Origin of the sequence: Bradyrhizobium prioriisuperbiae, from assembly GCF_032397745.1 — a bacterium.
In the GTDB taxonomy this organism is placed as follows: Bacteria; Pseudomonadota; Alphaproteobacteria; order Rhizobiales; family Xanthobacteraceae; genus Bradyrhizobium_A; species Bradyrhizobium_A prioriisuperbiae.
The window spans coordinates 6,268,173-6,292,556 of the sequence record NZ_CP135921.1 but is presented as its reverse complement, the minus strand read 5'-3'; the positions used below and the strand labels follow the sequence as shown (position 1 = coordinate 6,292,556).

Genomic DNA, 24,384 nt, shown 5'->3' with positions numbered 1-24,384 from the left:
CGGCTGTAAAGACATCAACTCTGCCCACGCCTTGATCACAAACCCGATATCGGTTCGGAAGCAAACTTCCGAACTTGCGGCCGCAGGCGGTCCGCTCACATCCCACATAACTCCGCACTCTACGTCCCCGTTGTCGCGAACTTCGGGCGTTTCGAGGATTGGGCAAATTGTCCAATGTCGATCCTGCTGCGGTGCAGTTAGCGGTTGAGTGGAACAACGCTCGACCGACAGGATCAGATCTTGAAACGCTTCCGCATGATCGCCCTGCTGCCGCTGATGCTGCTGCTGAGTGGCTGTAACGCCGTGGTGCTCAATCCCTCCGGCGACATTGCGCTCCAGCAGCGCGATCTCGTGGTGATCTCCACGGTGTTGATGTTGCTCATCATCATCCCGGTGATGGCGCTCATCGTGCTGTTCGCCTGGCGCTATCGTCACTCCAACACAACTGCGCGTTATGAGCCGGACTGGGACCACTCGACCCAGCTCGAACTGGTGATCTGGGCCGCGCCACTGCTCATCATCATCTGCCTGGGCGCGCTGACCTGGATGGGGACCCATCTGCTCGACCCGTTCCGCCCGCTCGGGCGCGTCGCCGCCGGCCAACAGATGGCGCAGGAATCGACACCGCTCGAAGTCAATGTGGTGGCGCTCGATTGGAAGTGGCTGTTCATCTATCCGGACGAGGGAATTGCCACGGTCAATGAGCTCGCGGCTCCCGTCGACCGGCCCATCAACTTCCGCATCACGGCGTCGTCGGTGATGAACTCGTTCTACATCCCTGCACTGGCCGGCCAGATCTACGCCATGCCCGGCATGGAAACCAAGTTGCATGCCGTAATCAACAAGTCCGGCGTCTACCAGGGCTTCTCCGCCAACTACAGCGGTGCCGGGTTCTCCGGCATGCGTTTCGCATTCCATGGCCTGTCGCAAACCGACTACGACAAGTGGGTAACGAAGGCGAAGGCCGACGGCAGCGCCCTGAATCGCACCGACTATCTCGAACTGGAGCGGCCGAGCGAGAACGTCCCGGTGCGCTACTACAAGAGCGTGGAAGCCGGCCTCTACAAGGCCATCCTCAACATGTGCGTCGAGCCCGGCAAGATGTGCATGAACGAGATGATGTCGATCGACGCCAGGGGTGGCCTGGGCCTCGCCGGCTTGCGCAACGTGCTGCCGCTGCAATACGACAAGTATGCGCGCCGTGGCGCTACGCCGGATGCTCCGCGAACGTATGTCGCAAGTGTCTGCACGCCCGACGACGTCGACGGATCAGGCGGCGAGGCGCGCGCGGTCCAACCGCTCCGCGCATCAACACCGCTGCTCGGCGCCGGCCTCTCCCGCCCCGTGCCCCCGCCATTCCGGTTCTCGACCTCCGCTCCGCCGGCGGCTGGCCGGCCGTCCAACTCCTGATCGGGACGCGTTTCATGTTCGACAATCCCAACCTTGCCAAATTCCTGTTCGGTCGGCTGACCTGGGAGTCGCTGCCGTTGCACGAACCAATCCTGGTCGTGACCTTCGCCGTGGTCGCGCTTGGCGGTCTCGCACTGTTCGGCGCCCTCACCTATTTCCGCCTCTGGGGCTATCTGTGGCGCGAGTGGTTCACCACCGTCGATCACAAGCGCATCGGCATCATGTACATGGTGCTCGGCATCGTCATGCTGCTGCGTGGCTTTTCCGACGCCATCATGATGCGGCTGCAGCAGGCAATCGCCTTCAACGGCTCGGACGGCTATCTGCCGGCGCATCACTACGATCAGGTCTTCACCGCCCACGGCGTGATCATGATCTTCTTCGTGGCGATGCCGCTGGTCACGGGATTGATGAACTATGTGGTGCCGCTGCAGATCGGCGCGCGGGACGTGTCGTTTCCGTTCCTCAACAATTTCAGCTTCTGGATGACAGTCGGCGGCGCCGTGCTGGTGATGATGTCGTTGTTCGTCGGCGAATTCGCCCGCACCGGTTGGCTCGCCTATCCGCCGCTTTCCAACCTCGGCTACAGTCCCGATGTCGGGGTGGATTACTACATCTGGGCGCTGCAGGTCGCCGGTGTCGGCACCACGCTGTCCGGCATCAACCTGATCGCAACCATCGTGAAGATGCGCGCGCCCGGCCTGACCATGATGAAGATGCCGGTCTTCACCTGGACCTCGTTGTGCACCAACGTGCTGATCGTCGCCTCCTTCCCGGTGCTGACCGCGGTGCTCGCGATGCTGGCGCTCGACCGTTATGTCGGCACCAATTTCTTCACCAACGACTTCGGCGGCAATCCGATGATGTACGTCAACCTCATCTGGATCTGGGGTCATCCGGAGGTTTACATCCTCATCCTGCCGGCATTCGGCATTTTTTCCGAAGTGACCTCGACCTTCTCGGGCAAACGATTGTTTGGCTACACCTCGATGGTCTACGCCACCGTCGTCATCACCATTCTCTCCTACCTCGTCTGGTTGCACCATTTTTTCACCATGGGATCGGGTGCGAGCGTCAACTCGTTCTTCGGGATCACCACCATGATCATTTCGATCCCGACCGGTGCCAAGATCTTCAACTGGCTGTTCACGATGTACCGCGGGCGGATTCGTTTCGAGGTGCCGATGATGTGGACGGTGGCGTTCATGCTGACCTTCGTGATCGGCGGCATGACCGGGGTGCTGCTGGCGGTGCCGCCGGCGGATTTCGTGCTGCACAACAGTTTGTTCCTGATTGCGCACTTCCACAATGTGATCATCGGCGGCGTGCTGTTCGGGCTGTTCGCCGGCATCAACTACTGGTTTCCCAAGGCGTTCGGATTCAAGTTGGACCATTTTTGGGGTAGCGTCTCGTTCTGGTTCTGGGTGGTCGGCTTCTGGTTGGCGTTCGCGCCGCTGTATGTACTCGGCCTGATGGGCGTCACGCGACGTCTCAGGGTGTTCGACGACCCCTCGCTGCAGATCTGGTTCGTGATCGCCGCCTTCGGCGCCTTCCTCATCCTGCTCGGCATCGTGGCCTTCCTGGTGCAGATCTATGTCAGCATCCGCAACCGCGAGGCGCTGCGTGATGTCAGCGGCGATCCCTGGCAGGGACGCACGCTGGAATGGGCCACCTCCTCGCCGCCGCCGGCTTACAACTTCGCCTTCACGCCGGTGGTGCATGACCTCGACGCATGGTGGGACATGAAGAGCCGCGGCTACAAGCGGCCACTGCAGGGATTCCGCGCTATCCACATGCCGAGCAACACCGGCGCGGGCGTGATCCTGGCCGGCCTCAGCTCGGTGCTCGGCTTCGCCTTGATCTGGCACATCTGGTGGCTCGCTGCCTTCAGCTTCGCCAGCCTCCTCATCACCGCGATCGGCCACACCTTCAACTATCACCGGGATTTCCACATCCCGGCGGATGACGTGGTGCGCACGGAGGGTGAACGCACCCGCCTGCTCGCTGCGGAGGCCACGCCATGACGGTCCATGTGACGACAGCCGGGGCCACCACGACCGACGCCCCCGTTTTCTATCAGGTCGACGAGCATCCGCACGCCGAGGGCAGCAGCACCATGCTCGGCTTCTGGCTGTATCTGATGAGCGACTGCCTCATCTTCGCCATGCTGTTTGCAGCCTACGGCGTGCTCGGCGGCAACTATGCGGCCGGACCCGCACCAAAAGATCTGTTCGAGCTGCCGCTGGTGGCGCTCAACACCTCGATGCTGCTGCTGTCCTCGATCACCTACGGCTTCGCCATGCTGACCATGGCGCAGAACCGCGTCGGCCAGACCCAGGCGTGGCTGGCGATCACCGGCCTGTTCGGCGCAGCCTTCATCGGCATCGAGCTCTACGAGTTCGCCCACCTGATCCATGAGGGCGCAACACCGCAGCGCAGCGCCTTCCTGTCGTCGTTCTTCACCCTGGTCGGCACCCACGGCCTGCATGTCACCTTCGGCCTGGTCTGGCTGGTGACGCTGATGACCCAGGTCGCCCGCTTCGGCCTGATCGAGGCCAACCGGCGACGGCTGATGTGCCTGAGCATGTTCTGGCATTTCCTCGACGTGATCTGGATCGGGGTGTTCACTTTCGTCTACCTGATGGGACTATTGCGATGAGCGCCAATGCACACGCCGGCCAGCCCACCGAGCACGCCGGCCCACAGCATGATCACCACGAGCATCAAGCCGATCACGGCTCGCTGCGCTCCTATCTGATCGGCTTCGGGCTGTCCGTCGTGCTGACCGCGATCCCGTTCTGGCTGGTGATGACCGGCGCGCTCGGCAGCAAGCAGGCCACGGTGCTGGTGGTGATGGCGATGGCGGTGATCCAGATCGTGGTTCACATGGTGTATTTCCTGCACATGAACGCCCGCTCCGAGGGCGGCTGGACCATGATGGCGCTGATCTTCACCCTCATCGTGGTGGTGATTGCGCTAAGCGGATCGCTGTGGGTGATGTACCACCTCAACGCCAACATGATGCCGATCCACGACATGAGGCAGATGCCGTGACCGTGACGGCGCACGCGAACGATCATGGGATCGCGCAGCACGCGCCCCTGCCCTCGGACGATCGTGCGCAAAGTCGAACCCGCCCCGTGCGCTCGCTGCCGGCGCTGATCCTGCTGGGCATCGTTGCCCTCGCCGGCATCGTCGCACTGACGTCACTGGGCGGCTGGCAGCTCGAGCGCCGGATGTGGAAACTGGATCTGATTGATCGGGTGAACCAGCGCATCCATGCAACGCCCGTCGCCGCGCCCGGCCCCGCCGCATGGCCAGCAATCAACGCAGCCGACGACAGTTATCTGCGGCTGCAGACGCGCGGCCGGTTTCTCAATAACCGCGAAACCCTGGTGCAGGCCGTCACCGACCTCGGCCGCGGTTTCTGGGTGCTGACGCCGCTGCGCACCGACACCGGCTTCACCGTGCTGGTCAACCGCGGCTTCGTTCCCTCGGACCGTCGCGATCCGGCGGCGCGGATCGCCGGGCAGATCACCGGCGAGACGACAGTGACTGGCCTGCTGCGCATCACCGAGCCGAAAGGCGGCTTCCTGCGCACCAATAATCCCGCCGAGGGTCGCTGGTACTCCCGCGACGTCGCCGCCATCGCCGCAGCGCGTGACCTCGGGGCCAGCGAGATCGCACCCTACTTCATCGATGCGGATGCCAGGCTTGATACGGACAAAGGCCCCCGGGGCGGATTGACGGTGATCGCATTTCCCAACAATCATCTGGTCTACGCATTCACCTGGTTCGGTCTCGCACTGATGCTGGCCGGCGCCATGGTGTTTGTCGCGCGCGACGCCTGGCATGGTATAAGCAGAGCCAATCCCTCCTCATCATGAGGAGGCGCGATAGAACCGAAGATCAGTAATGCTGAGCCGAACTCAGGACCAAAGTGCGGAAACCATAGCGGCGCTGCGGCCCGCAGACGCTGTGACAGCGCCGCCGTCGGAGCGACCAACGGCACGCTCAGCCCTGCTGCTGCCCGACGACACCACCAACCGCAAAAACATCCTGCTGCTGATCCAGCTGCGCTGGATCGCCGTGGTCGGGCAGATCGCGACCATTGCCGTGGTTCAGTTCGGACTTGGCGTGGCGCTGCCGTTGCGGCCGATGGCGGCCGTGCTCGCAGCCCTGGTGGCACTCAATCTCGCCAGCCTCGCCTGGCTGCGCAACCGCACCGACATCAGCAACCGCGTGCTGCTGATGATGCTGCTGCTCGACGTCGCGGCCCTCACCGCCCAGCTTTTTTTCAGCGGCGGCGCGACCAATCCGTTCATTTCGCTGTATCTGTTGCAGGTGATCCTCGGCGCCGTGCTGCTCGATGCACGCTCGACCTGGGCAATCGTTGCGGTGACCTCAGCGAGTTTCGCCGGCCTCATCGTCTTCCACCGGCCACTGGCGCTGCCGTCGCATCTGGCCAGCGATCTCTTCACCCTGCACATCGCGGGCATGCTGGTGTGCTTCGCCCTGGATGCGGCGCTGCTGGTCGTGTTCATGACACGGATCGCAAAAAACCTCCGGGATCGTGACGCGCGGCTGGCCGCGCTGAAGCAGCACGCCGCCGAGGAGGATCACATCGTGCGCATGGGCCTGCTGGCGTCCGGCGCCGCTCACGAGTTGGGAACACCGCTCTCGTCGTTGTCGGTGATCCTCGGCGATTGGCGGCGGATGCCGGCGCTGGCCGCCGACCCGGAGCGGCTGCAGGAAATCGATGAAATGCAGAGCGAACTGAAACGCTGCAAATCCATCGTCACCGGCATTCTGATGGCGGCGGGCGAAGCGCGCGGCGAAGCCCCGCGGGTGACCAGCGTCAACGGGTTTCTCGCCGAGCTCGTCGCCGAATGGCGCGCGGCGCGCTCGGCCACGACGCTGTCATTTGACAATGCGTTCGGCGACGACGTCCCCATCGTCTCCGATACGGCGCTCAAGCAGGTCATTTTCAACGTGCTCGACAATGCCTTCGAGGTCTCGCCGAACTGGGTTCGCTTCAGCGCGACCCGGGAGGAGGAGACGCTGGTGCTGCAGGTCCGCGACATGGGACCGGGCTTTGCGCCGGACATGCTGGCGCAGTTCGGCAAGCCCTATCAATCGAGCAAGGGCCGTCAGGGCGGCGGCCTCGGCCTGTTTCTCGTGGTCAATGTGGTGCGCAAGCTGGGCGGCGTGGCCTCCGCGGAGAACCGCCCCCAGGGCGGCGCCGTGGTCACGTTGAACCTGCCGTTGTCAGCCCTCGCAATCGGAGCCCGCGATCATGTCGGATGAGCCCATGCCGGATGAGCGCCTGCTGATCATCGTCGAGGATGACGAAGGCTTTGCCCGGACGCTGAAGCGCTCGTTCGAACGGCGCAACTACCGCGTCCTGCATGCCACCGGCTTCGAGGCGCTGGCCGACATTCTCAAAACCGAGCAGCCCGGCTATGCCGTCGTCGATTTGAAGCTCGCCGGCGTCTCCGGCCTCGCCTGCGTCGAGGCCCTGCATGCGCATGACCAGGAAATGCTCATCGTGGTGCTGACCGGCTATGCCAGCATCGCCACCGCCGTCGAGGCGATCAAGCTGGGCGCCTGCCACTATCTGGCCAAGCCCTCCAACACCGACGATATCGAAGAGGCCTTCAGCAAGGCCGCCGGCAACGCCCAGATCGCGCTGACGGAGCGGCCGACCTCGATCAAGACCCTGGAATGGGAGCACATCCACCAGACCCTGGTGGAGTCCGATTTCAACATCTCCGAGACCGCCCGGCGGCTCGGTATGCATCGACGCACGCTGGCCCGCAAACTGGAAAAGCGCCAGGTGAAGTGAGGGTGGAGGACCGCACCCGGCGCCTTCGATCCGTGGATTTTCAATCCCTGGACGAGCGTACCATGAGCGTGCTTCCTTCGTGCTCATGCCGATGCCACATCAACAAAAAAGGCGACGCCGGAGCGCCGCCCTTATCTGGTGCAGACTGGCTGCTTGTTAACCGCCAGACCACGATCTCTGAAGCCGCAGAATTGCGCGACTTCAGAGCCCGGTCAAGCGGCAACCAACCGCTCTTGGTGGCAAAGGAGAGCTTTGTCGCCCCGAACGATTATTCGCAATCAAGCAAGACGGTGCCCGCTTGCGACGCCGAGTGCGGACCACGACGTCAGACAGACTTTGGATATCTACCCTCTGATTACGGAAAACGAAGCTAGATCGATTCGGACGCCAACGCAAATTCCTCAACCGCTCTTACATAAATTTATATTGCATTCTAACTCGCAAGTATCTTACACTAGCAATTGCTCGGGGGAGTTGCGCATGCGTTGGAGGCTGGGGGCCGATCTCGGCACGAATTCTTTGGGCTGGACCGCCGTCAAACTGGACGACCGCGACATGCCTTGCGGCATCATCGCGGCTGGCTCGCGCATCTTCTCCGATGGCCGCGATCCAAAATCAGGCGCGTCACTCGCGGTCGATCGCCGTGCGGCACGGGCGATGCGGCGGCGGCGCGACCGGTTTAAGCAGCGGCAAGCCGCGCTTCTCAAGCACCTGACACTGGCTGGACTTTTCCCGGCCGATGACACCGAACGCAACGCCCTCGCCATTCTCGATCCGTTTGCATTGCGTGCCCGAGCGTTACGCGAGTCCCTGCCGTTGCATCATTTGGGACGGGCTCTGTTTCACCTCAACCAGCGGCGCGGCTTCAAGTCCAACCGCAAGGCCGATCGGGGCAAAAACGACGAAGACGGCAAGATCCGGCTCGGCGTAATCCGGCTCCACGAAGCCATGCGGGACGCCGGTGCGGAGACACTCGGTGAATACCTGCACGGCCTGCGGGCCAGCGGCACCAACCCCAACGCGACCCCCAGCGTACGCACCCGCCTGCGGCCGGAGACAGGCGAGAACGCCAAGGGTGACGGTTATGACTTTTATCCCGACCGCCAGATGCTGGAAGAGGAGTTCGATGCGATCTGGGCCGCCCAGATGCCGCATCATCCCCACGCTCTGACTGCTGAAGTCAGAGATCGTCTTTATGAAATCATCTTTTACCAGCGCCCGCTGAAACAACCGAAAATCGGTACCTGTACCCTTGTTGCTCGCGAAACGCGTCTGCCCAAAGCGCACCCCTTGTTTCAAAAACGGCGACTGTTGGAGGAGTTGAACGCCCTCAAGATCGTGCGGCCCGGGCAGACCGCTGTAGCGCTGACACTGGAGCAGCGCGATATTCTCTATCTCAAACTGAAGGATAAGCGCGTCGTCACCTTCGAAAGCCTGCGCAAAACGCTCAAGCTCGATCCCGATGCACGCTTCAACAAGGAGAGCGAGAATCGTAGGGATCTCAAGGGAGACGAGGTCGCGGCCGAGTTCGGTGCCAAGACACGGTTCAGTCACCGATGGCCAGGCATCGATGCCGACACGCAATGGCAGATCGTATCCCGTATTCGCGAGCAGGAAAGCGACGCGGATGAGCAGGCCCTGCTCGACTGGCTGCAGACCAGCCATGGTCTGACACCGGATCAAGCGCGGGCGACGGCCGGCGCACGCCTGCCCGAGGGATATGGCCGCTTCGGCATCACCGCAACGACGCGCTTGATCGGCGCTTTGCGCGCGGAGGTCATCGTCTATAGCGAGGCCGTGCAGAAGGCCGGTCTCGGCGATCACTCGGACTTTCGCAGCGGCGAAGTTCTCGATGAGCTCCCCTACTATGGCGCCGTGCTCGAGCGCCATATCATGCCCGGCACAGGCAATCCGGATGACGCGGCCGAACTGCGGATCGGCCGGCTCACCAACCCGACCGTTCATATCGGACTCAACCAGCTTCGCCGCATCGTCAATCGCCTGATCAAGAGCTATGGGCCGCCGGAGCAGATTGCGATCGAACTCGCCCGTGAGCTGAAGCTCGACGAAGAGCGCAAACGCGAGATCAACACCCGCAATCGGCAAAACCGCGAGGCCGCCGAGCAACGCTCTAAAAAGCTGGTTGAAATCGGTCTCGCTGACCGCGGCAGCAACCGCGCACTGCTTAAACTCTGGGAGGAATTGAACCGGGACAACGCCCTGGACCGGCGCTGCATCTATACCGGACAGCAGATCTCGATCGAGATGCTGTTCTCAAGCGCGGTGGAGGTCGACCACATCCTTCCCTTCAGTGCCACGCTGGACGATTCCAGCGACAATCGCCTGCTCTGCATGCGGGAGGCGAACCGCGAGAAACGCAAACGCTCCCCTTACGAAGCCTTCGGTCATCAGCCGGACTGGGAGGAGATTGCCGCCCGTGCCGCCCGATTGCCGCGCGGGAAACGCTGGCGCTTCGAGCCGGATGCGATGTCACGGCACGATGCGCAAGGCGGTTTTCTCGCCCGCCAGCTCGTCGATACGCAGTATCTGTCAAGCCTCGCCCGCGAATATCTGAGCGCGCTTTTTCCTGACACAGGCGAAGGCAGCGGCCGTGTCTGGGTCTCGCCCGGCCGCCTCACGGAGATGCTGCGCCGAAGCTGGGGACTGAACAGCCTGCTGCCGGACCACAATTTCGGCGGCGGAGCGGATCAGCCGAAGAACCGGCGCGATCATCGCCATCACGCCATCGATGCGGCCGTCACCGCCGTGACCGATCGGCATCTGCTGCAGCGTATTTCACGGGAAGCCGGATCGCGCGGCCACGACGCGGCAAACCGCATGACCGCAAATCTGCCGGAACCCTGGGACGATTTTCGCGAGCATCTCGGTGCAATCGTCAACCGCATTGTCGTGAGCCATCGCCCCGACCATGGCACCGTGGCCAAAACCACATCATCGAAAAAACGGGACACGACAGCCGGGCGGCTGCACAACGACACCGCTTATGGCCTCACCGGCGAAAAAGACGGCAAAGGCAACGATCTTGTCGTGCATCGCGTCCCCCTGACGGCGCTGAAGAAGGCTGCAGATATCGAGGGCGTGCGTGATCCCGATCTGCGTTCAGCTCTTCTCAGTTGGACAAAGGGCCTGGATGGAAAAGCGTTCGAAACCAGATTGTTGAAATTCCCGGAGCTCGGACCAGCGCCGTTTCGCGGCATTCGGCGGCTCCGCATCACAGAGCCGCTGTCCGTGATCGTTATTCGCGACAAGCAGGGCCGTGCCTACAAGGGCTACAAGGGTGACTCAAACTATCGGTACGATGTCTGGGAATTGAAGGATGGCAAGTGGGTTCCCGAAGTGGTGTCGATGTTCGATGCACATCAACCGAATTGGCTTTCAACCATTCGCCGCGACAACCCGACGGCAAGAAAGGTCCTTTCCCTGCATCAGTACGATCTTCTCGCGATCGAAGAGAATGGACATGGCCGCAAATTGATGCGTGTCGTCAAATTCGCTCAAAGCGGCCAGGTCACGCTGGCGGAACCACATGAGGCAGGAGACCTCAAGAGAAGAGATGCCGTGTCGAGCGAGCTCGATCCGTTCAAGTATTTCGCCCCCACAGCCGGCGGATTGAAGCGGGTGAAAGCGCGACAGGTCAGGATCGACGAACTCGGACAGGTACTCGATCCCGGCCCCCGCGACCGCCCGGGGACGACCGGCTAGTGGAGCGCATCGTCGACATCGCGATCGACGGCCAGCATCTCTCAGCTTATCGCGGCTTTCTCATCGTCAGCAAGGACAAGGCGGAGATCGGCCGCATTCCTCTCGACGATGTCGCCGCGGTGATTGTCCATGCCCATGGCACAACCTGGAGCACCAACCTCGTTGTGGCGCTAGCTCAGCGTGGCGCGGTGATGGTGCTATGCGGCTCGAACCATGCACCGGTTGCCGTGTGTACGCCCTTGGAGGGACATCACGGCCAGAATGCACGAATGCGCGCGCAATGGGAGGCGAGTAAACCGCTGACCAAGCAGTTGTGGCGAGACGTCGTCGTTGCAAAAATCAACTGGCAGGCGGCGGTGCTGGAAGCGCAAGGCATTCCAACCGACGCCTTCGACATGTTGTCACGTCGGGTTCGTTCCGGCGATCCCGAGAATGTGGAGGCGCAAGCCGCGCGCCGTTACTGGCCGCTGTTAATGGGCGAGGATTTTCGCCGTAACCGCGAGGCTGGCGGCGTCAATGGATTGCTGAACTACGGCTACACCGTTTTACGCTCGTTGCTCGCCCGTTCCGTCGTCGCGGCAGGCCTGCATCCATCCATAGGCATTCACCATGCCAATCGCGGCAACGCGTTTGCGCTGGCAGACGATCTCATCGAACCGTTCAGACCCCTCGTAGACGTTATCGCGGTGCAACTCGCGGCGCGAGGATGTGTGGAGGTAACCCCCGAGGCCAAACGCGCTTTCGCGGGACTGATCGCCGTGGATCTTCCCGGCGAAAACGGAACCACGACCGTTTCAGTGGCAGCCGGAAGACTAGCTCAATCTCTGTCACGTTGTTTCGAAACAGGAAAAACTCTGGATCTGGTCCTTCCGCGCCCTCCTTCGGCGATCGAATTGGCCGGCCTGGGATCACTGATCGCATGACCGTCACCCAACTCAACGGCTATCGCCTCATGTGGATTTTTGTGATGTTCGATTTGCCGGTCACGACCCCGGCCCAGAGCAAGGCCGCCACGAAATTTCGTGAATTCCTGCTCGATCAGGGCTTCGAGAAAAGCCAGTTTTCGGTCTATGCTCGCTTCTGCAACGGTAAAGAACAGTTCGAAACCTATATGCGGCGTATCGAGAACAGTCTGCCCGACCGGGGCGATGTGCACATCCTGACTTTCACGGACAAGCAATATGAAAACATCGTTCGATTCTCGGGGCAACGGCGCAAGAGGCAAAAGAAAAACCCAGATCAGCTCGCCCTTTTTTGAGATTTATAGCCAATTCTCTCCTCTGGAAAGGACAGGTATCCCGTTTATTTTCAACGGGATACCTGCTTATCCAGAATAGCGTTTCAGAGATCGCGGTCCAGCGGCAACTTGTCAGCGCCGACGTTACTGCGGCCACCAAGAATAGCGTTTCAGAGATCGCGGTCCAGCGGCAACCTTGTGCGCAATTCATAAAGACGACGATCGAGAATAGCGTTTCAGAGATCGCGGTCCAGCGGCAACGCTTTCTTCACCCGGTCGTTGGCGTCGATCAGAATAGCGTTTCAGAGATCGCGGTCCAGCGGCAACGGCGCGCTCTATCAGCCGTCGCCACCTATTAGAATAGCGTTTCAGAGATCGCGGTCCAGCGGCAACTTGCGCGCTTACTGCTACGCGTCCGGACTGAGAATAGCGTTTCAGAGATCGCGGTCCAGCGGCAACAATATCTTCCTCGAAAAGTGGCTCCGGGAAAGAATAGCGTTTCAGAGATCGCGGTCCAGCGGCAACTTTTTAGTCGCTACGGTAGATCCGGCAACCAGAATAGCGTTTCAGAGATCGCGGTCCAGCGGCAACGCGTTACGTCCTTGCCGGTGTGATGGATGAAGAATAGCGTTTCAGAGATCGCGGTCCAGCGGCAACCGCGGATGATGTCGGCCCTTATCCAGATTAGAATAGCGTTTCAGAGATCGCGGTCCAGCGGCAACCGCAGAAAGCCTGGGCCACCCGCCGCGCCCAGAATAGCGTTTCAGAGATCGCGGTCCAGCGGCAACTGCGGTCGCTGCGCTTCACGAACTGGCCTGAGAATAGCGTTTCAGAGATCGCGGTCCAGCGGCAACCAAGAGTGACAAGCAATCTTCCGGTTTCTCAGAATAGCGTTTCAGAGATCGCGGTCCAGCGGCAACGATGCGCCGGTTGGGTCAGAGGCGAAGATGAGAATAGCGTTTCAGAGATCGCGGTCCAGCGGCAACTTGCGGCCGGGTGTGACGCGGCGCAAAAACAGAATAGCGTTTCAGAGATCGCGGTCCAGCGGCAACGCATCAGAGCGCAGGAAAGCTGGCGGAAGAAGAATAGCGTTTCAGAGATCGCGGTCCAGCGGCAACTGGTCCAGGTAGCCGGCGCGGAAGCGGATAGAATAGCGTTTCAGAGATCGCGGTCCAGCGGCAACTCGAAATATCGGCGATGTCTTAACCGTTCAAGAATAGCGTTTCAGAGATCGCGGTCCAGCGGCAACAGGTGCGGATTACCAACTATCAGGCACCGGAGAATAGCGTTTCAGAGATCGCGGTCCAGCGGCAACTGTCCTAGGGTTGTGCCCTAGCTGACGAGGAGAATAGCGTTTCAGAGATCGCGGTCCAGCGGCAACGCAATTGGGGGCGCATCGTGAGTCGCTACCAGAATAGCGTTTCAGAGATCGCGGTCCAGCGGCAACAGAGCGGTTGCTGATGGCCGGCAACCAGCTAGAATAGCGTTTCAGAGATCGCGGTCCAGCGGCAACTAGCCGCGGCCTCTGCCTCTTTGCCCGTCAAGAATAGCGTTTCAGAGATCGCGGTCCAGCGGCAACTCCGCATGGCCCCGGAAATTGTCATTGGCCAGAATAGCGTTTCAGAGATCGCGGTCCAGCGGCAACCCTGCGGGACTTCGGATAGAACGATCGGAAAGAATAGCGTTTCAGAGATCGCGGTCCAGCGGCAACTGCCGCCCGCCTCACCCTTAGCGATGACGCAGAATAGCGTTTCAGAGATCGCGGTCCAGCGGCAACGGCCCCGTAATCGTCCTGCTGGAATCGATGAGAATAGCGTTTCAGAGATCGCGGTCCAGCGGCAACCCGCTCGTGAAGTTTCCATTCGCAATCGTTAGAATAGCGTTTCAGAGATCGCGGTCCAGCGGCAACTCAATTCAGCGTCAGGACTTGAATGGTCTGAGAATAGCGTTTCAGAGATCGCGGTCCAGCGGCAACTCGGGCGCGTCAGTCGCCATAGAAGTCGACAGAATAGCGTTTCAGAGATCGCGGTCCAGCGGCAACCCCCGGAGGGCGCGGTGTGAGCAAGCCTTTAGAATAGCGTTTCAGAGATCGCGGTCCAGCGGCAACAGCGATTGACGAGGTCCATGTCTTCCCAGCAGAATAGCGTTTCAGAGATCGCGGTCCAGCGGCAACTGACTTGGCCGCTGGCGAAAGCTGGCGGCCAGAATAGCGTTTCAGAGATCGCGGTCCAGCGGCAACCGCGGCTCTTCCGGCAACTTCGCGGCCGTGAGAATAGCGTTTCAGAGATCGCGGTCCAGCGGCAACAACACGATGCGCGTTGAGATCGCCGACCAAGAATAGCGTTTCAGAGATCGCGGTCCAGCGGCAACTCTTTCGGCCGGGCTCCCATGCTGGGGCCCAGAATAGCGTTTCAGAGATCGCGGTCCAGCGGCAACGCGGGGCGTCGTGGCAAGTTAAAGGCGCGAGAATAGCGTTTCAGAGATCGCGGTCCAGCGGCAACGTATCAACCGAAGTAGAGCTTCACGAATGCAGAATAGCGTTTCAGAGATCGCGGTCCAGCGGCAACGGGCCGCGTTCCTGCAGAAGCCGTCGGACCAGAATAGCGTTTCAGAGATCGCGGTCCAGCGGCAACCACATTGGGGGCGTCGTGCTTTAGCATGGAGAATAGCGTTTCAGAGATCGCGGTCCAGGCCGCGAAGCGCCGAAGGCTTTGGCCTTGATGCGGCCGGGATGGGAAGGCACTCGCATTACCAAAAAAAGCAGCCGCAGGAGCATCAGCATAGCTCCGCAAAGCGGGATGCGGGACCGACTGCGGCGACGAGGCTGGTTAAGAACGGCACGCGGCGCGCGCCTCAGTGATAGCGGTGCCGCAGGCAGAGGCGTGACCGAGTGCCTCCGGCGAGGAGCTCACTGTTTTTGCGCGAGGGATTGTCACCCGCTGAGCGGAGATGTGTAACGGCTCCAGGCGCAGCCAAAAGCCCGGCCTCTTGGCGCGCCCAAATGCAACACCCTGCCAGGAGGCCTGTATGACAAAGTCGTACTTTGTGGTATAAGAGCACAAAGGAAAGGCACGACCATGCGAACGAGTAAACCCATCAGCGTCACTCTTGGTCCCTTGCAGGCCAGCGTCAACCGCCGGTTGGCAAGCGGACAATATGATAACGCCAGCGAGGTGTTGCGGGCAGGATTGCGGGCACTCGAACGCGAGGAAGCCGCCCTGGATGACTTGCTGCGCCAGAAGGTGCTGGCCTCGATGGCGAACAAGAAGCCGAACATCCCGGCCGAGGCCGTGTTTAAACGGTTAGAGGCGAGGCACGCGCGGAAAGTGAAAGCCTCCAAACGTGACGCATAAGGTTGAGTATCGTGACGAGGCGCTGGCCGACTTGGCCGCGTTGTACGATTACATCGCCAGCGAGAGCAGTCTAGAAATCGCCATCGGCTACATCCGGCGCATTCAAAAGGCGTGCATGGAACTGGCGACCTTCCCCGAGCGCGGCACCAAACGCGACGATATTCTGCCGGGCCTACGGACAATCGGCTTCGAACGCCGGGCGACGATCGCTTTCCGGGTTTTCAAAACCCGGGTGGAGATTGTCACCATCGCTTACGGCGGTCGAAATTTCGAGCAAGCGCTACGTCAGGAAGACTAGGGCACTTCGACCACGGCGTCCGCCACAGCCGCGTACTGGCCGTGTTGGCACAATAGCGCCACGCCGACGCTTTCTCAGACGTTATGATTGTGCATGATGAACACCGACGTGCTGGTCGGCTCCGACCGCCGCCGCCCCGGGCCAGGCGCCAGAGCGCGACAGCTCCAGCAGCAGGTTCTGGATCTCCAGCGCGACTTCGCGGGCGAGCGGTGCCGCCATGGTTTCGTTTCGCATGGCCATCGACAATGTCGCGATGATCGGAGGATGCTCGATCGCGCGCGCACTCAGGTCGCCACGCTCCACCTCGTCTCGCACCGACGCGTAAGTGAGAATGGTGTAACCTCGACCGGTGCGCACCAGCGCCTTGGTCAGGGCGACGCTGTCGACTTCCGATCGGATGTCGAGACGGACGCCATGGCGGGCCGCGGCCTGTTCCAGCACCCGGCGGTTGTTATGCGGCAGGGTCGGCATGATCAGCGGCAGACCGGCGATGTCCTTGATGCGGATGTCGGGCGTATGCGACAGGCCCCTGCCGTCTCCCGGCGGCCCGACCAGCACCATGCGCTCGCGCAGCAGCGGCACGATGTGCAACCCCTCGATCGGCACCGCGTTGTAAACGAGACCGAGGTCGATCCGCTTTTCGGCCAGCCATTCGTGGATCAGTGAGCTGATCCCTTCGCGCAGGTTCAGCACCACGTCAGGATGGCTCTCCGCGAGCGACGCGACCAACGGCGGCCCGACCAGCAGCCCTGCGGCGGGCGGCAGCGCGAGAGAGACCGCGCCGCGCACCGCGAGGCTTCCTTGCGCCGCCTCGCTTCTGATCTGGGCCAGCAGGTACTCGATCTCGTCGACCCGCCCCAGCACGGCCGCGCCGAACGGCGTCAGCCGGACCCCGCGCCCGTGCCGGACCAGCAACTTCTGGCCGAGCTCGTCCTCGATCTCGCGTACCCGCCGGCTCAAGGCTGGCTGCGCAATGCGCAGTTCCTCCGCGGCGCGGCTGAAGCTGCCGGTGCGCGCCACCTCGGCGAAATACCTCAATTTGCGCGAATCCAACGTGAAAACTCCCGCTGCCGAACAGGCATAGGAGCAAGAAGTTATGCCATTACGGCATCGCCAGCTAGCCCAACTCGGTTTTGGTGCAGCCGGCTCCGCGATGCCACCATGCGTCGCACGGTCGAACCCGCCATCCAGAGCGCGCGGAACCGCCCCTCCGGAGGAACGAAATGCACGCGATGCTTCGCGGCGCGCTGCTCGCCGCCGTCACCCTGGTCGCCCATGATGCGGCGGCGCAGACTTTTCCCACCAAACCGATCCGGCTGGTCGTGCCGTTCGCAGCCGGCGGTCCCGCAGACACCATCGCGCGTGCCGTGGCCGAGAAGATGTCTGTCATCGTCAAGCAGCCGGTGGTGATCGACAACCGCAGCGGCGCCGGCGGGGCGGTCGGCACCAAGGCGGTCGCCCAGGCCGAGCCGGATGGCTACACCATCGGAATCAGCACGGCGGGCGCCCTCGCCATCAGCGTCAGCATGCAAGAGGCCATCGGCTACGATCCGCGCAGGGATCTGCGTGCCCTGACACTCGCGGCCAGCGTGCCCGAACTGCTGGTGGTTGGCGCCAACGTCAAGGCCAAGACCCTGCCCGACCTGCTGGCGCTGGCGAAGGCAAAGCCGGGCGCGCTGAACTTCGCCTCCTCCGGCGTCGGAAGCATGCCGCATCTGGCCGGCGAACTGCTCAAGCAGTACGGCAAGATCGAGATGACCCATGTGCCCTATCGTGGCGCGGCGCCGGCAGTGACCGACCTGCTCGCCGGCCAGGTCGAGATGATGTTCATGGACATCGCAGTGCTGTTGCCCCACGTCCAGGCCGGCACCATCAAGGCGCTGGCAATCGGCAGCGCGACGCGCTCGCCGAGCCTGCCGGATCTGCCGACCACGGCTGAACTGGGCCTGCCGCAAGTCGTCGCCGACAATTGGTATGGCATCGTCGCACCGCCAGCGACACCCCAGGCCATCGTCGACATTCTGCACGCCGCGCTGGTCGAGGCGCTGCGGTCACCGGAGGTCAAGGACAAGCTGGCGCTTCAGGGCGCGATCGTGGTGGCGAATTCGCCCGACGCGTTCGCGGCCTATATCCGCAGCGAGATCGACAAGTGGGCGGATGTCGTCAAAGCGGCCAACGTCAGGTCGAATTGACCGCCATGCCCTGCGCGTCGCTCCAGGATGCCGACATTCACTACGAGGTGGCCGGACAAGGCGCCGAACTGGTGCTGCTGCATGAACTCGGCGGAACGCTGCAGAGCTTCGACACGCTCGTGCCGCTGCTGACACAGAGGTTTCGCGTGCTGCGCTACGATCAGCGCGGCGCCGGCAGCTCGCGGGCAGTTCATGGCCGCATGACGATCGAGGATCATGCAGCCGACCTCGCGCAACTGCTCGCCGCGGTTGGCTTCGCGCCGACCTGCCGCATCACCAGCGTCGCCGCCGGCGCAGCCATCGCCGTCGCGTTCGCGAGCAGGTCGGACGCCGCCGTTCCCGCACTCGCGCTCTGCGCACCGGCACTGGCCGTCTCGCCCGAGCGGAGGGCTTATCTTGTCGCGCGCTCGGATGACGTGCGCCGCAACGGCATGGCTGACATCGTCGAAAGTACACTCGGCCGCTCCTATCCGGATGCGCTGCGGACGGATCACCACACCTACGAGGCCTATCGCCGCCGTTTCCTGGCCAACGATCCCGTCAGCTATGCGGAGGCCAACATGGCGCTCGCGACGACGCGCATCGCGGAGGCGTTGCCAGGCCTGACGATGCCGTGCCTCGTGCTTGCCGGCCGCCACGACCTGCTGCGCCCGCCGGCCGACGTCGAGGCCACGGCGCGCGCCATTCCCAACGCAACCTTCGCCACGATCGACAGCGGGCATCTGATGCCGGTTCAGGCGCCGCAGGCGATGGCGGAGCATCTCCTGCGCTTCTTTGCTCCCGAACGTCAGCGGGAAGCGATCGACGAGAGTTATCATGAGTAAGGGACTGCTGCTTGTGACCATGGAGCCCCCCGCGGCGCTGGAGGAAGAATTCAACGACTGGTACGACAGCGAGCATCTGCCGCAACGCCATCGCCTGCCCGGCTTCGAGAGCGCATCGCGCTGGGTCTGTGTCAGCGGCTGGCCACGCTGGCTCGCGATCTATGATCTGAGCTCCACTGCCGCGCTGGACACACCGGAGTACACGGCGGTGTCCGGCGACAACTCAACGCCGTGGAGCAAGCGTGTGCTGCCTCGCACGATCGGGCGGCGGCGCATCGTCGCCGAGCAGATTCATCCAGGCGACGACCTCGCCTGCTCTCCCAATGAGATCGCGCGGCTTTGTGTGGCGCACTTTCCCGGCGCCCGCGAAGACGCCGTCGATGAATTGCTTCGCGCGAGCACTGCGCTGGACGGCCTGAAACAGCTTCGCGTGTACCGGGATATGGCCGGCGACCTCTGGTCGCTGGCGGCTTTCACGCGGCCCGTCTCCGCAGCTTTGGTCGACGAGGTTTTGGGCGGAACGGCCGATGGAGCGAAGCTGATCAACCTCTACGCCCCTTATTGGCGCACCTGACGCGGAGAGCACATGCGGATCAAGGATTTTACCCATAACGAGATGAGCGACGCGCAGCGGGACGTCGCCGCCGAAGCGGCGTCCGGCAAGCGCGGTCGCATGCCGGCTCCGCTCCGGGCCTGGATTCACAGTCCGCAGTTCGGCGCGCGTGCCCAGCGCCTCGGGGAATTCCTGCGCTACGATACCACGCTCAGCCCACAGCTCTCGGAACTCGCCATCCTGGTCACCGCGCGCTTTTGGACCTCGCAGTACGAATGGTTTGTTCACAAGCGTGAAGCATTGAAGGCCGGACTCGATCCGGCGGTCGTCGATGCCATCGCGCAGCGGCGCCGGCCAGTCTTTTCCATCACCGCGCAACAGGCCGTCTATGACTATGCGACGACGCTGCATGATAATCATGTCATTTCCGACACGATCCACGCGACTGCGATACGCGAACTCGGCGAAGCCGGCGTCGTCGAACTGGTCGGCCTGCTCGGCTACTACACCCTCGTCTCGATGACGCTCAACGCTTTCGAGATCGGCTTGCCCCCCGACGAGGCCCCCGAACTCGAGCCCTGAGGAGAAACACGATGTCAGGACGTCTGGCCGGCAAGGTCGCGATGATTACGGGGGCCGGCTGCGTCGGCCCCGGCTGGGGCAATGGACGGGCGGCTGCGGTGCTGTTCGCACGCGAAGGTGCCAAGGTCTTTGCCATCGACCTGCGCGCCGAAACCATGGTCGAGACACTCGCATTGGTGGAGAAAGACGGCGGCACGATCCGCAGCCATCTGTGTGACGTGACCGATCAAGGCCAGGTCGCCGAAGCGGTGCGGGCTTGCCGCGAGACATTCGGCACCATCGATATTCTCGTCAACAATGTCGGCGGGTCGGCGCCAGGTGGCGCGGTCGCGCTGTCCGAACAGAACTGGCAGCGCCAGCTCGACACCAATCTCACCAGTGTGTTCCTGACCTGCAAGCACGTCATTCCAGTGATGGAGAAAACCGGCGGCGGCGCCATCGTCAACACGGCTTCGACCTCGGGGCTGCGCTGGACCGGCGCGGCCCAGGTCGGCTACGCCTCCGCCAAGGCCGCAATCATCCAGTTCTCGCGCGTCACGGCGGTCGAATATGCGCCCAAGCAGATCCGCGTGAACACTGTCGTGCCCGGCCAGATGCACACGCCGATGGTGGAGGCACGCCTCGCCGGACAACGCGCCGATGGAAACGTGGACGCCTTGCTCGCCGCCCGCCTCGCCCGCATTCCCCTCGGCTTCATGGGTGACGGACGCGACACTGCGAATGCGGCCCTCTTCCTCGCCTCCGACGAAGCGCGCTTCATCACCGGCACGGAAATCGTCGTCGACGGCGGCATGACCGCGCGTTGCGATTGACCAGACAACTCGACCAAATGACAATGACCAAGCCCCCGCAGCCCGACGGACCGCCGCCCCATCCGCATCCTCGCAAACCTGTGCTCGCACTCCCGCCCGGCAGTTGCGATTCCCACTGCCACATCTACGGGCCGTTCGATCGTTTCCCGCTTCCGCGAGATCGGAGCTTCACCCCCAACGAGGCGCCGGAAACGGCGCTGCGGCGCCTGCACGGTCATCTCGGCATCGCGCGCGCCGTCATCGTCCAGAGCCAGGGCCACGGCTTCGACCATCGTCCGCTGCTCGACGCGCTGGCGCGGAGTGCTGGGCGCTATCGCGGGGTCGCCCTGCTGAAGCCATCCTGCAGCGAGGAGGAGATCGCCGCTTTCGACGCCGCCGGCATCTGCGGCGTTCGCTTCAATTTCCTGTCGCATCTCGGCGGTCGCCCCGACATCGACGCCATGCGGGCGATCATCGCCAAGGTCAGGCCCTTCGGATGGCATGTCGCCGTTCACGTTGCCGGCGATGACATCACGATCTGGTCTGATGTCATTCGCACGATCGCAGCGCCTGTGGTCATCGACCACATGGCGCGGCCCCCGCTTTCGGCCGGACCCGATGGAAGCGCGATGAGGACGCTGCGCGCTCTGGTCGACGGCGGCAAGGTCTGGGTCAAGCTCAGCGGCGGCGACCGGCTCTCCGCAGCCGGCGCGCCCTATCGCGACGCCAAACCGATCGCGGCGAGCCTCGCCCGGCACGCGCCCGAGCGGATGTTGTGGGGAACCGACTGGCCCCATGTGAATCTTCAGGGATCAATGCCTGATGATGGCGATCTCGTCGATTTCATCGGGGACATCGTCCCCGACGAGGCCTCAAGGCGCAGGATGCTGGTGGACAATCCCGCGGCGTTCTTCGGCTTTGACACGCATCGTCCCTCAGATGCCTGACTCGGAGACAGGCTGGAAAAGATCAGACGAGGTGGTGGTCATCCAGGCGTCAGTTACAACATCTGCGGCCATGCGGAACCGGCGCTGACGCTCCTCTATGGCCGCGCGGCGCTCCATCACGCAATCCTGTTGCGGAAGCTGTCCGCGAGTGAAGAAAGCGCATCGGCAATTTGTCTCGCGGTTTCCGGCGCCGGCAGGGGTATTTTGAGACTCTGTGCGCCGGTAATTGAATCGCGCTCGATCCATGGATGCGCCGCTGCGTTGGGATTGCTCGCCGCCGCCAGGGCGGTAACGAACTGCGTACCGACCTGCATCAAGGCTTGCCATGGATCGAGACCTATATCGCGCAGTGGTGGCGCGGCCCCATCAGTCTGCCCAGCCGCCAGCTCACCCATGCCAGTGTCGACATCGGCATTTATATCTTCCGCTCCCGCGGATCCTGCGACGATAGTCCCCGCCTCCTCCGAAGGCGTCACTGCCTCGCCTTCACCCATGCGCCCGGTGACATTCTCCACGTCCTTCATGAAACGGTTGAGGCGCGAGCCGCCGAGCGAAATCTCGCCATTGCCGCCATCGAGAATTCCTGCCGACAAAGAGCGTTTGAACGCCAGCACCGAGAGCATGCCCTCCTCGATGGTACCCTTCGCCACGAAATTGACAACCTGCACCTGCCGTACCTGCCCCATGCGATGAATGCGCGCGATACGTTGTTCGAGGACCGCCGGATTCCATGGCAAGTCCATATTCACGAGGGTCGAGGCATGCTGAAGATTGAGTCCCGTGCTGCCGGCATCGGTGGACAGGAATACACGGCAGGAAGGGTCGTCACGGAATCGCTCGACGAGTGCCGGCCGCTTGTCCGACGGCACGCCACCGTGGAAACTAACGTAACCGATCCCTCGCGCTTCGAGGCGGCGGATGATGATGTCGTGGGTCCGCGTCCATTGCGAAAACACCACCGCCTTGGCCTTGGGGTCAGCGAACAGTTTGTCGAACAGCGCCGCCAGTTCGTCGGCCTTGACGCCATGGTCGGTTTCCTGGTCCAGCAGATAGGTGCTGTTGCAGGACATGCGCATGTTCTGCAGGGCGCAGGTCAGCCGCCGCTGATCCTTGTCCGACAAAAACCTGGTCTTGCGCCAGCGCTGGACGATTTTCGCCACCACGTCGGCATTTTCCTGATGGAGCAGCAACTGCATCTCGGTCATCGGCACCAGCAGGTTCTGGTCGGTCCGACTCGGCAACTGGCGCAGCACTTCGGATTTGCGCCGGCGGATCATCACCGGCGCCAGTGTCTGGCCGATCTTCTCCAGCCCAGTATAGCCCGTGACGCGACCAGCCTCATCCTTGACCTGGTGTTCGTGCAGCAGCTTCCAGGTCGGGCCCAGCCGGTGCTGGTCGACAAACTGGACGATGGAAATCAGTTCCTCCAGTTTGTTTTCCAGGGGCGTGCCCGTCAGCACGATCGCATATGAGCTATCGATACGCTTCAGGGCGCGGGCCGCGATAGTGTTCCAGTTCTTGACCCGTTGTGCTTCATCGACAATGACGAGTTCCGGCGCCCAGGCGGCGATCAGGTCGAGATCGGGCTGAAGCTTCTCATAGTTTGTGATCTTGCAGAAGTCTTCCAGGACATAGTCCTTCTGCCGCTGGGCACGGCCGCCGCTGATGACGCGTGCTGCATTCTTGCCCTTGCGTCCGGAGAAGCGGGTGATCTCGCTTTGCCACTGGTATTTGAGCGAAGTCGGGCAGATCACCAGAACTTTGGATACGCCGAAATGGCGGGCCAGGATTTCTGCCGCGGCAATTGCCTGGATGGTCTTGCCCAGCCCCATATCGTCGCCGATCAGGGCTCGGCCGTTCCGCACCGCGAACAGCGCGCCCTCGGCCTGATAGGGATAGAGCGGCACCTTCAGAAGTGCGCGCAGCTTGGGATCGACAATACCGCGCGGGAACAACTGATCGAGCGTCGAGGCTCGCCGGTCTGCGTCCAGCCTTCCCGCAATGAAATCGAGGGCATCGTCGTAGGCCCGCAATTCATGACCGCACTTCGACGCCAGCGACACGAAGGCCTCCAACTCGCGGAAGCGCTCGTCCGGTAACGTCCCCGCGTGTTCGGTGTCGAACAAGCCGGCGGCGGCCTTACTGACCGCCGGCGGGCAATCCGTCCCGGCGCGAAAATGCACACGGCGTTTGCCGTCATTGCGCAAATACAGCTCGGAAAACGCAGGCTGGTAGCCACGCGCGAACGCGGTCCTGGCGCCGCGCTTTTTTTCCAGCCGGGCGAGCGTGAATTCAAGGTGCTTGCAAGTGCCCAATTCGCTGGACGCATAATCAGGGCACGAGCAGAAATTGCCACCCGGCCCCAATCCTCGTATCGCCACGCGATAGCTGGATTTCGAGGCGGAATTGCTGACCCGAAACTCGGAAAAGAACGGTTCACTGGTCAGATTTTCGAGCCCGAAGGCCTGCTCGCGGCCAAACTGGCGGCGCAAGCCGCGTTGCCAGTCCACCGGAGACAGATCGGCGGGCGCATGGGTGCGCGAGAACTTGGGTTCCTTGTTCGGCTTGGGCGCAGACTTCAGGTTTCGGCGCTTGGACGTCATCGGCACATTCCATCAGCAAAAGTCTT

Annotated in this window: 20 protein-coding genes and 1 CRISPR repeat array; of the genes, 18 read left to right on the top strand and 2 right to left on the bottom strand. The window is 62.4% G+C overall.

Features of this window, described 5'->3' with window-relative positions:
- Window positions 1-240 precede the first annotated feature (240 nt).
- The 12 genes from cyoA (at window position 241) to RS897_RS29720 (ending at window position 15,866) form a co-directional block, all read left to right on the top strand.
- On the top strand, window positions 241-1,410 hold the full coding sequence (cyoA, locus tag RS897_RS29775) for a ubiquinol oxidase subunit II (protein WP_315832275.1): 1,170 nt from the start codon (window positions 241-243) through the stop codon (window positions 1,408-1,410).
- A gap of 14 nt (window positions 1,411-1,424) precedes the next feature.
- Complete coding sequence (gene cyoB / locus RS897_RS29770; protein WP_315832274.1) at window positions 1,425-3,434, top strand: cytochrome o ubiquinol oxidase subunit I; 2,010 nt, start codon at window positions 1,425-1,427, stop codon at window positions 3,432-3,434.
- A complete protein-coding gene (gene cyoC, locus RS897_RS29765; protein ID WP_315832273.1) occupies window positions 3,431-4,069 on the top strand; it encodes a cytochrome o ubiquinol oxidase subunit III in 639 nt (212 codons plus the stop codon). The genes cyoB and cyoC overlap by 4 nt, the downstream gene beginning before the upstream one ends.
- Window positions 4,066-4,464: a cytochrome o ubiquinol oxidase subunit IV gene (gene cyoD / locus RS897_RS29760; protein ID WP_315832272.1), complete on the top strand. Its 399-nt coding sequence runs from the start codon at window positions 4,066-4,068 to the stop codon at window positions 4,462-4,464. Before cyoC ends, cyoD begins: the two co-directional genes overlap by 4 nt.
- A gap of 86 nt (window positions 4,465-4,550) precedes the next feature.
- Window positions 4,551-5,297 carry an SURF1 family protein gene (locus tag RS897_RS29755; RefSeq protein ID WP_407654575.1) on the top strand — a complete coding sequence of 249 codons (747 nt, stop codon included), beginning with the start codon at window positions 4,551-4,553 and terminating at the stop codon, window positions 5,295-5,297.
- Window positions 5,298-5,325: 28 nt separating this feature from the next.
- Window positions 5,326-6,717, top strand: coding sequence for an ATP-binding protein (locus RS897_RS29750; protein WP_315832271.1), 1,392 nt, complete (start codon window positions 5,326-5,328; stop codon window positions 6,715-6,717).
- A 4-nt stretch (window positions 6,718-6,721) separates the two neighbouring features.
- Entirely contained in the window at window positions 6,722-7,255 is a 534-nt protein-coding gene (locus RS897_RS29745) for a response regulator transcription factor (protein WP_315838784.1), read from the top strand.
- 252 nt (window positions 7,256-7,507) lie between these two features.
- Entirely contained in the window at window positions 7,508-10,978 is a 3,471-nt protein-coding gene (gene cas9, locus RS897_RS29740) for a type II CRISPR RNA-guided endonuclease Cas9 (protein WP_315832270.1), read from the top strand.
- The gene (gene cas1, locus RS897_RS29735) at window positions 10,978-11,901 is read left to right on the top strand and encodes a type II CRISPR-associated endonuclease Cas1 (protein WP_315832269.1); all 924 of its coding nucleotides are present in this window, start codon (window positions 10,978-10,980) and stop codon (window positions 11,899-11,901) included. The genes cas9 and cas1 overlap by 1 nt, the downstream gene beginning before the upstream one ends.
- Window positions 11,898-12,236, top strand: coding sequence for a CRISPR-associated endonuclease Cas2 (cas2, locus tag RS897_RS29730; RefSeq protein ID WP_315832268.1), 339 nt, complete (start codon window positions 11,898-11,900; stop codon window positions 12,234-12,236). Before cas1 ends, cas2 begins: the two co-directional genes overlap by 4 nt.
- Window positions 12,237-12,308: 72 nt before the next feature.
- A CRISPR array of direct repeats spans window positions 12,309-14,913; the repeat unit is 36 nt; unit sequence AGAATAGCGTTTCAGAGATCGCGGTCCAGCGGCAAC.
- A 379-nt stretch (window positions 14,914-15,292) separates the two neighbouring features.
- A complete protein-coding gene (locus RS897_RS29725) occupies window positions 15,293-15,568 on the top strand; it encodes a type II toxin-antitoxin system ParD family antitoxin (protein ID WP_315832267.1) in 276 nt (91 codons plus the stop codon).
- Window positions 15,558-15,866 carry a type II toxin-antitoxin system RelE/ParE family toxin gene (locus tag RS897_RS29720; RefSeq protein ID WP_315832266.1) on the top strand — a complete coding sequence of 103 codons (309 nt, stop codon included), beginning with the start codon at window positions 15,558-15,560 and terminating at the stop codon, window positions 15,864-15,866. Before RS897_RS29725 ends, RS897_RS29720 begins: the two co-directional genes overlap by 11 nt.
- An 81-nt stretch (window positions 15,867-15,947) precedes the next feature.
- Here RS897_RS29720 and RS897_RS29715 read toward each other — a convergent pair whose 3' ends face one another.
- Window positions 15,948-16,919, bottom strand: a complete 972-nt coding sequence (locus tag RS897_RS29715) for a LysR family transcriptional regulator (protein ID WP_315832265.1) — start codon at window positions 16,917-16,919, stop codon at window positions 15,948-15,950.
- A 170-nt stretch (window positions 16,920-17,089) separates the two neighbouring features.
- Between RS897_RS29715 and RS897_RS29710 the strand changes: the two genes are divergently transcribed.
- The 6 genes from RS897_RS29710 to RS897_RS29685 are packed head-to-tail and all read left to right on the top strand — an operon-like array spanning window position 17,090 to window position 21,755.
- Window positions 17,090-18,058: a Bug family tripartite tricarboxylate transporter substrate binding protein gene (locus RS897_RS29710; protein ID WP_315832264.1), complete on the top strand. Its 969-nt coding sequence runs from the start codon at window positions 17,090-17,092 to the stop codon at window positions 18,056-18,058.
- Window positions 18,059-18,063: 5 nt separating this feature from the next.
- Window positions 18,064-18,882, top strand: coding sequence for an alpha/beta fold hydrolase (locus RS897_RS29705; RefSeq protein ID WP_315832263.1), 819 nt, complete (start codon window positions 18,064-18,066; stop codon window positions 18,880-18,882).
- A complete protein-coding gene (locus RS897_RS29700; RefSeq protein ID WP_315832262.1) occupies window positions 18,875-19,456 on the top strand; it encodes a DUF4286 family protein in 582 nt (193 codons plus the stop codon). The genes RS897_RS29705 and RS897_RS29700 overlap by 8 nt, the downstream gene beginning before the upstream one ends.
- 12 nt (window positions 19,457-19,468) lie before the next feature.
- The gene (locus RS897_RS29695) at window positions 19,469-20,017 is read left to right on the top strand and encodes a carboxymuconolactone decarboxylase family protein (protein WP_315832261.1); all 549 of its coding nucleotides are present in this window, start codon (window positions 19,469-19,471) and stop codon (window positions 20,015-20,017) included.
- 11 nt (window positions 20,018-20,028) lie between these two features.
- Window positions 20,029-20,829 (top strand): SDR family NAD(P)-dependent oxidoreductase, encoded by an 801-nt coding sequence (locus RS897_RS29690; RefSeq protein ID WP_315832260.1) that lies wholly within the window; start codon window positions 20,029-20,031, stop codon window positions 20,827-20,829.
- A 23-nt stretch (window positions 20,830-20,852) separates the two neighbouring features.
- Window positions 20,853-21,755 carry an amidohydrolase family protein gene (locus RS897_RS29685; RefSeq protein WP_315832259.1) on the top strand — a complete coding sequence of 301 codons (903 nt, stop codon included), beginning with the start codon at window positions 20,853-20,855 and terminating at the stop codon, window positions 21,753-21,755.
- Between the two features lie 116 nt (window positions 21,756-21,871).
- Here RS897_RS29685 and RS897_RS29680 read toward each other — a convergent pair whose 3' ends face one another.
- Window positions 21,872-24,358 carry a DEAD/DEAH box helicase gene (locus tag RS897_RS29680; protein ID WP_315832258.1) on the bottom strand — a complete coding sequence of 829 codons (2,487 nt, stop codon included), beginning with the start codon at window positions 24,356-24,358 and terminating at the stop codon, window positions 21,872-21,874.
- Window positions 24,359-24,384: the final 26 nt, after the last annotated feature.

What these genes read in the sequence shown, in the direction of transcription:
- RS897_RS29705 (WP_315832263.1), top strand. Translation starts at nt 18,064, where the DNA reads ATGCCCTGCGCGTCGCTCCAGGATGCCGACATTCACTACGAGGTGGCC.
- RS897_RS29690 (WP_315832260.1), top strand. Translation starts at nt 20,029, where the DNA reads ATGTCAGGACGTCTGGCCGGCAAGGTCGCGATGATTACGGGGGCCGGC.
- RS897_RS29695 (WP_315832261.1), top strand. Translation starts at nt 19,469, where the DNA reads ATGCGGATCAAGGATTTTACCCATAACGAGATGAGCGACGCGCAGCGG.
- RS897_RS29710 (WP_315832264.1), top strand. Translation starts at nt 17,090, where the DNA reads ATGCACGCGATGCTTCGCGGCGCGCTGCTCGCCGCCGTCACCCTGGTC.
- RS897_RS29750 (WP_315832271.1), top strand. Translation starts at nt 5,326, where the DNA reads ATGCTGAGCCGAACTCAGGACCAAAGTGCGGAAACCATAGCGGCGCTG.
- RS897_RS29685 (WP_315832259.1), top strand. Translation starts at nt 20,853, where the DNA reads ATGACCAAGCCCCCGCAGCCCGACGGACCGCCGCCCCATCCGCATCCT.
- RS897_RS29725 (WP_315832267.1), top strand. Translation starts at nt 15,293, where the DNA reads ATGCGAACGAGTAAACCCATCAGCGTCACTCTTGGTCCCTTGCAGGCC.
- RS897_RS29680 (WP_315832258.1), bottom strand. Translation starts at nt 24,358, where the DNA reads ATGACGTCCAAGCGCCGAAACCTGAAGTCTGCGCCCAAGCCGAACAAG.
- RS897_RS29700 (WP_315832262.1), top strand. Translation starts at nt 18,875, where the DNA reads ATGAGTAAGGGACTGCTGCTTGTGACCATGGAGCCCCCCGCGGCGCTG.
- RS897_RS29745 (WP_315838784.1), top strand. Translation starts at nt 6,722, where the DNA reads ATGCCGGATGAGCGCCTGCTGATCATCGTCGAGGATGACGAAGGCTTT.
- cas2 (WP_315832268.1), top strand. Translation starts at nt 11,898, where the DNA reads ATGACCGTCACCCAACTCAACGGCTATCGCCTCATGTGGATTTTTGTG.
- cyoC (WP_315832273.1), top strand. Translation starts at nt 3,431, where the DNA reads ATGACGGTCCATGTGACGACAGCCGGGGCCACCACGACCGACGCCCCC.
- cyoB (WP_315832274.1), top strand. Translation starts at nt 1,425, where the DNA reads ATGTTCGACAATCCCAACCTTGCCAAATTCCTGTTCGGTCGGCTGACC.
- cyoD (WP_315832272.1), top strand. Translation starts at nt 4,066, where the DNA reads ATGAGCGCCAATGCACACGCCGGCCAGCCCACCGAGCACGCCGGCCCA.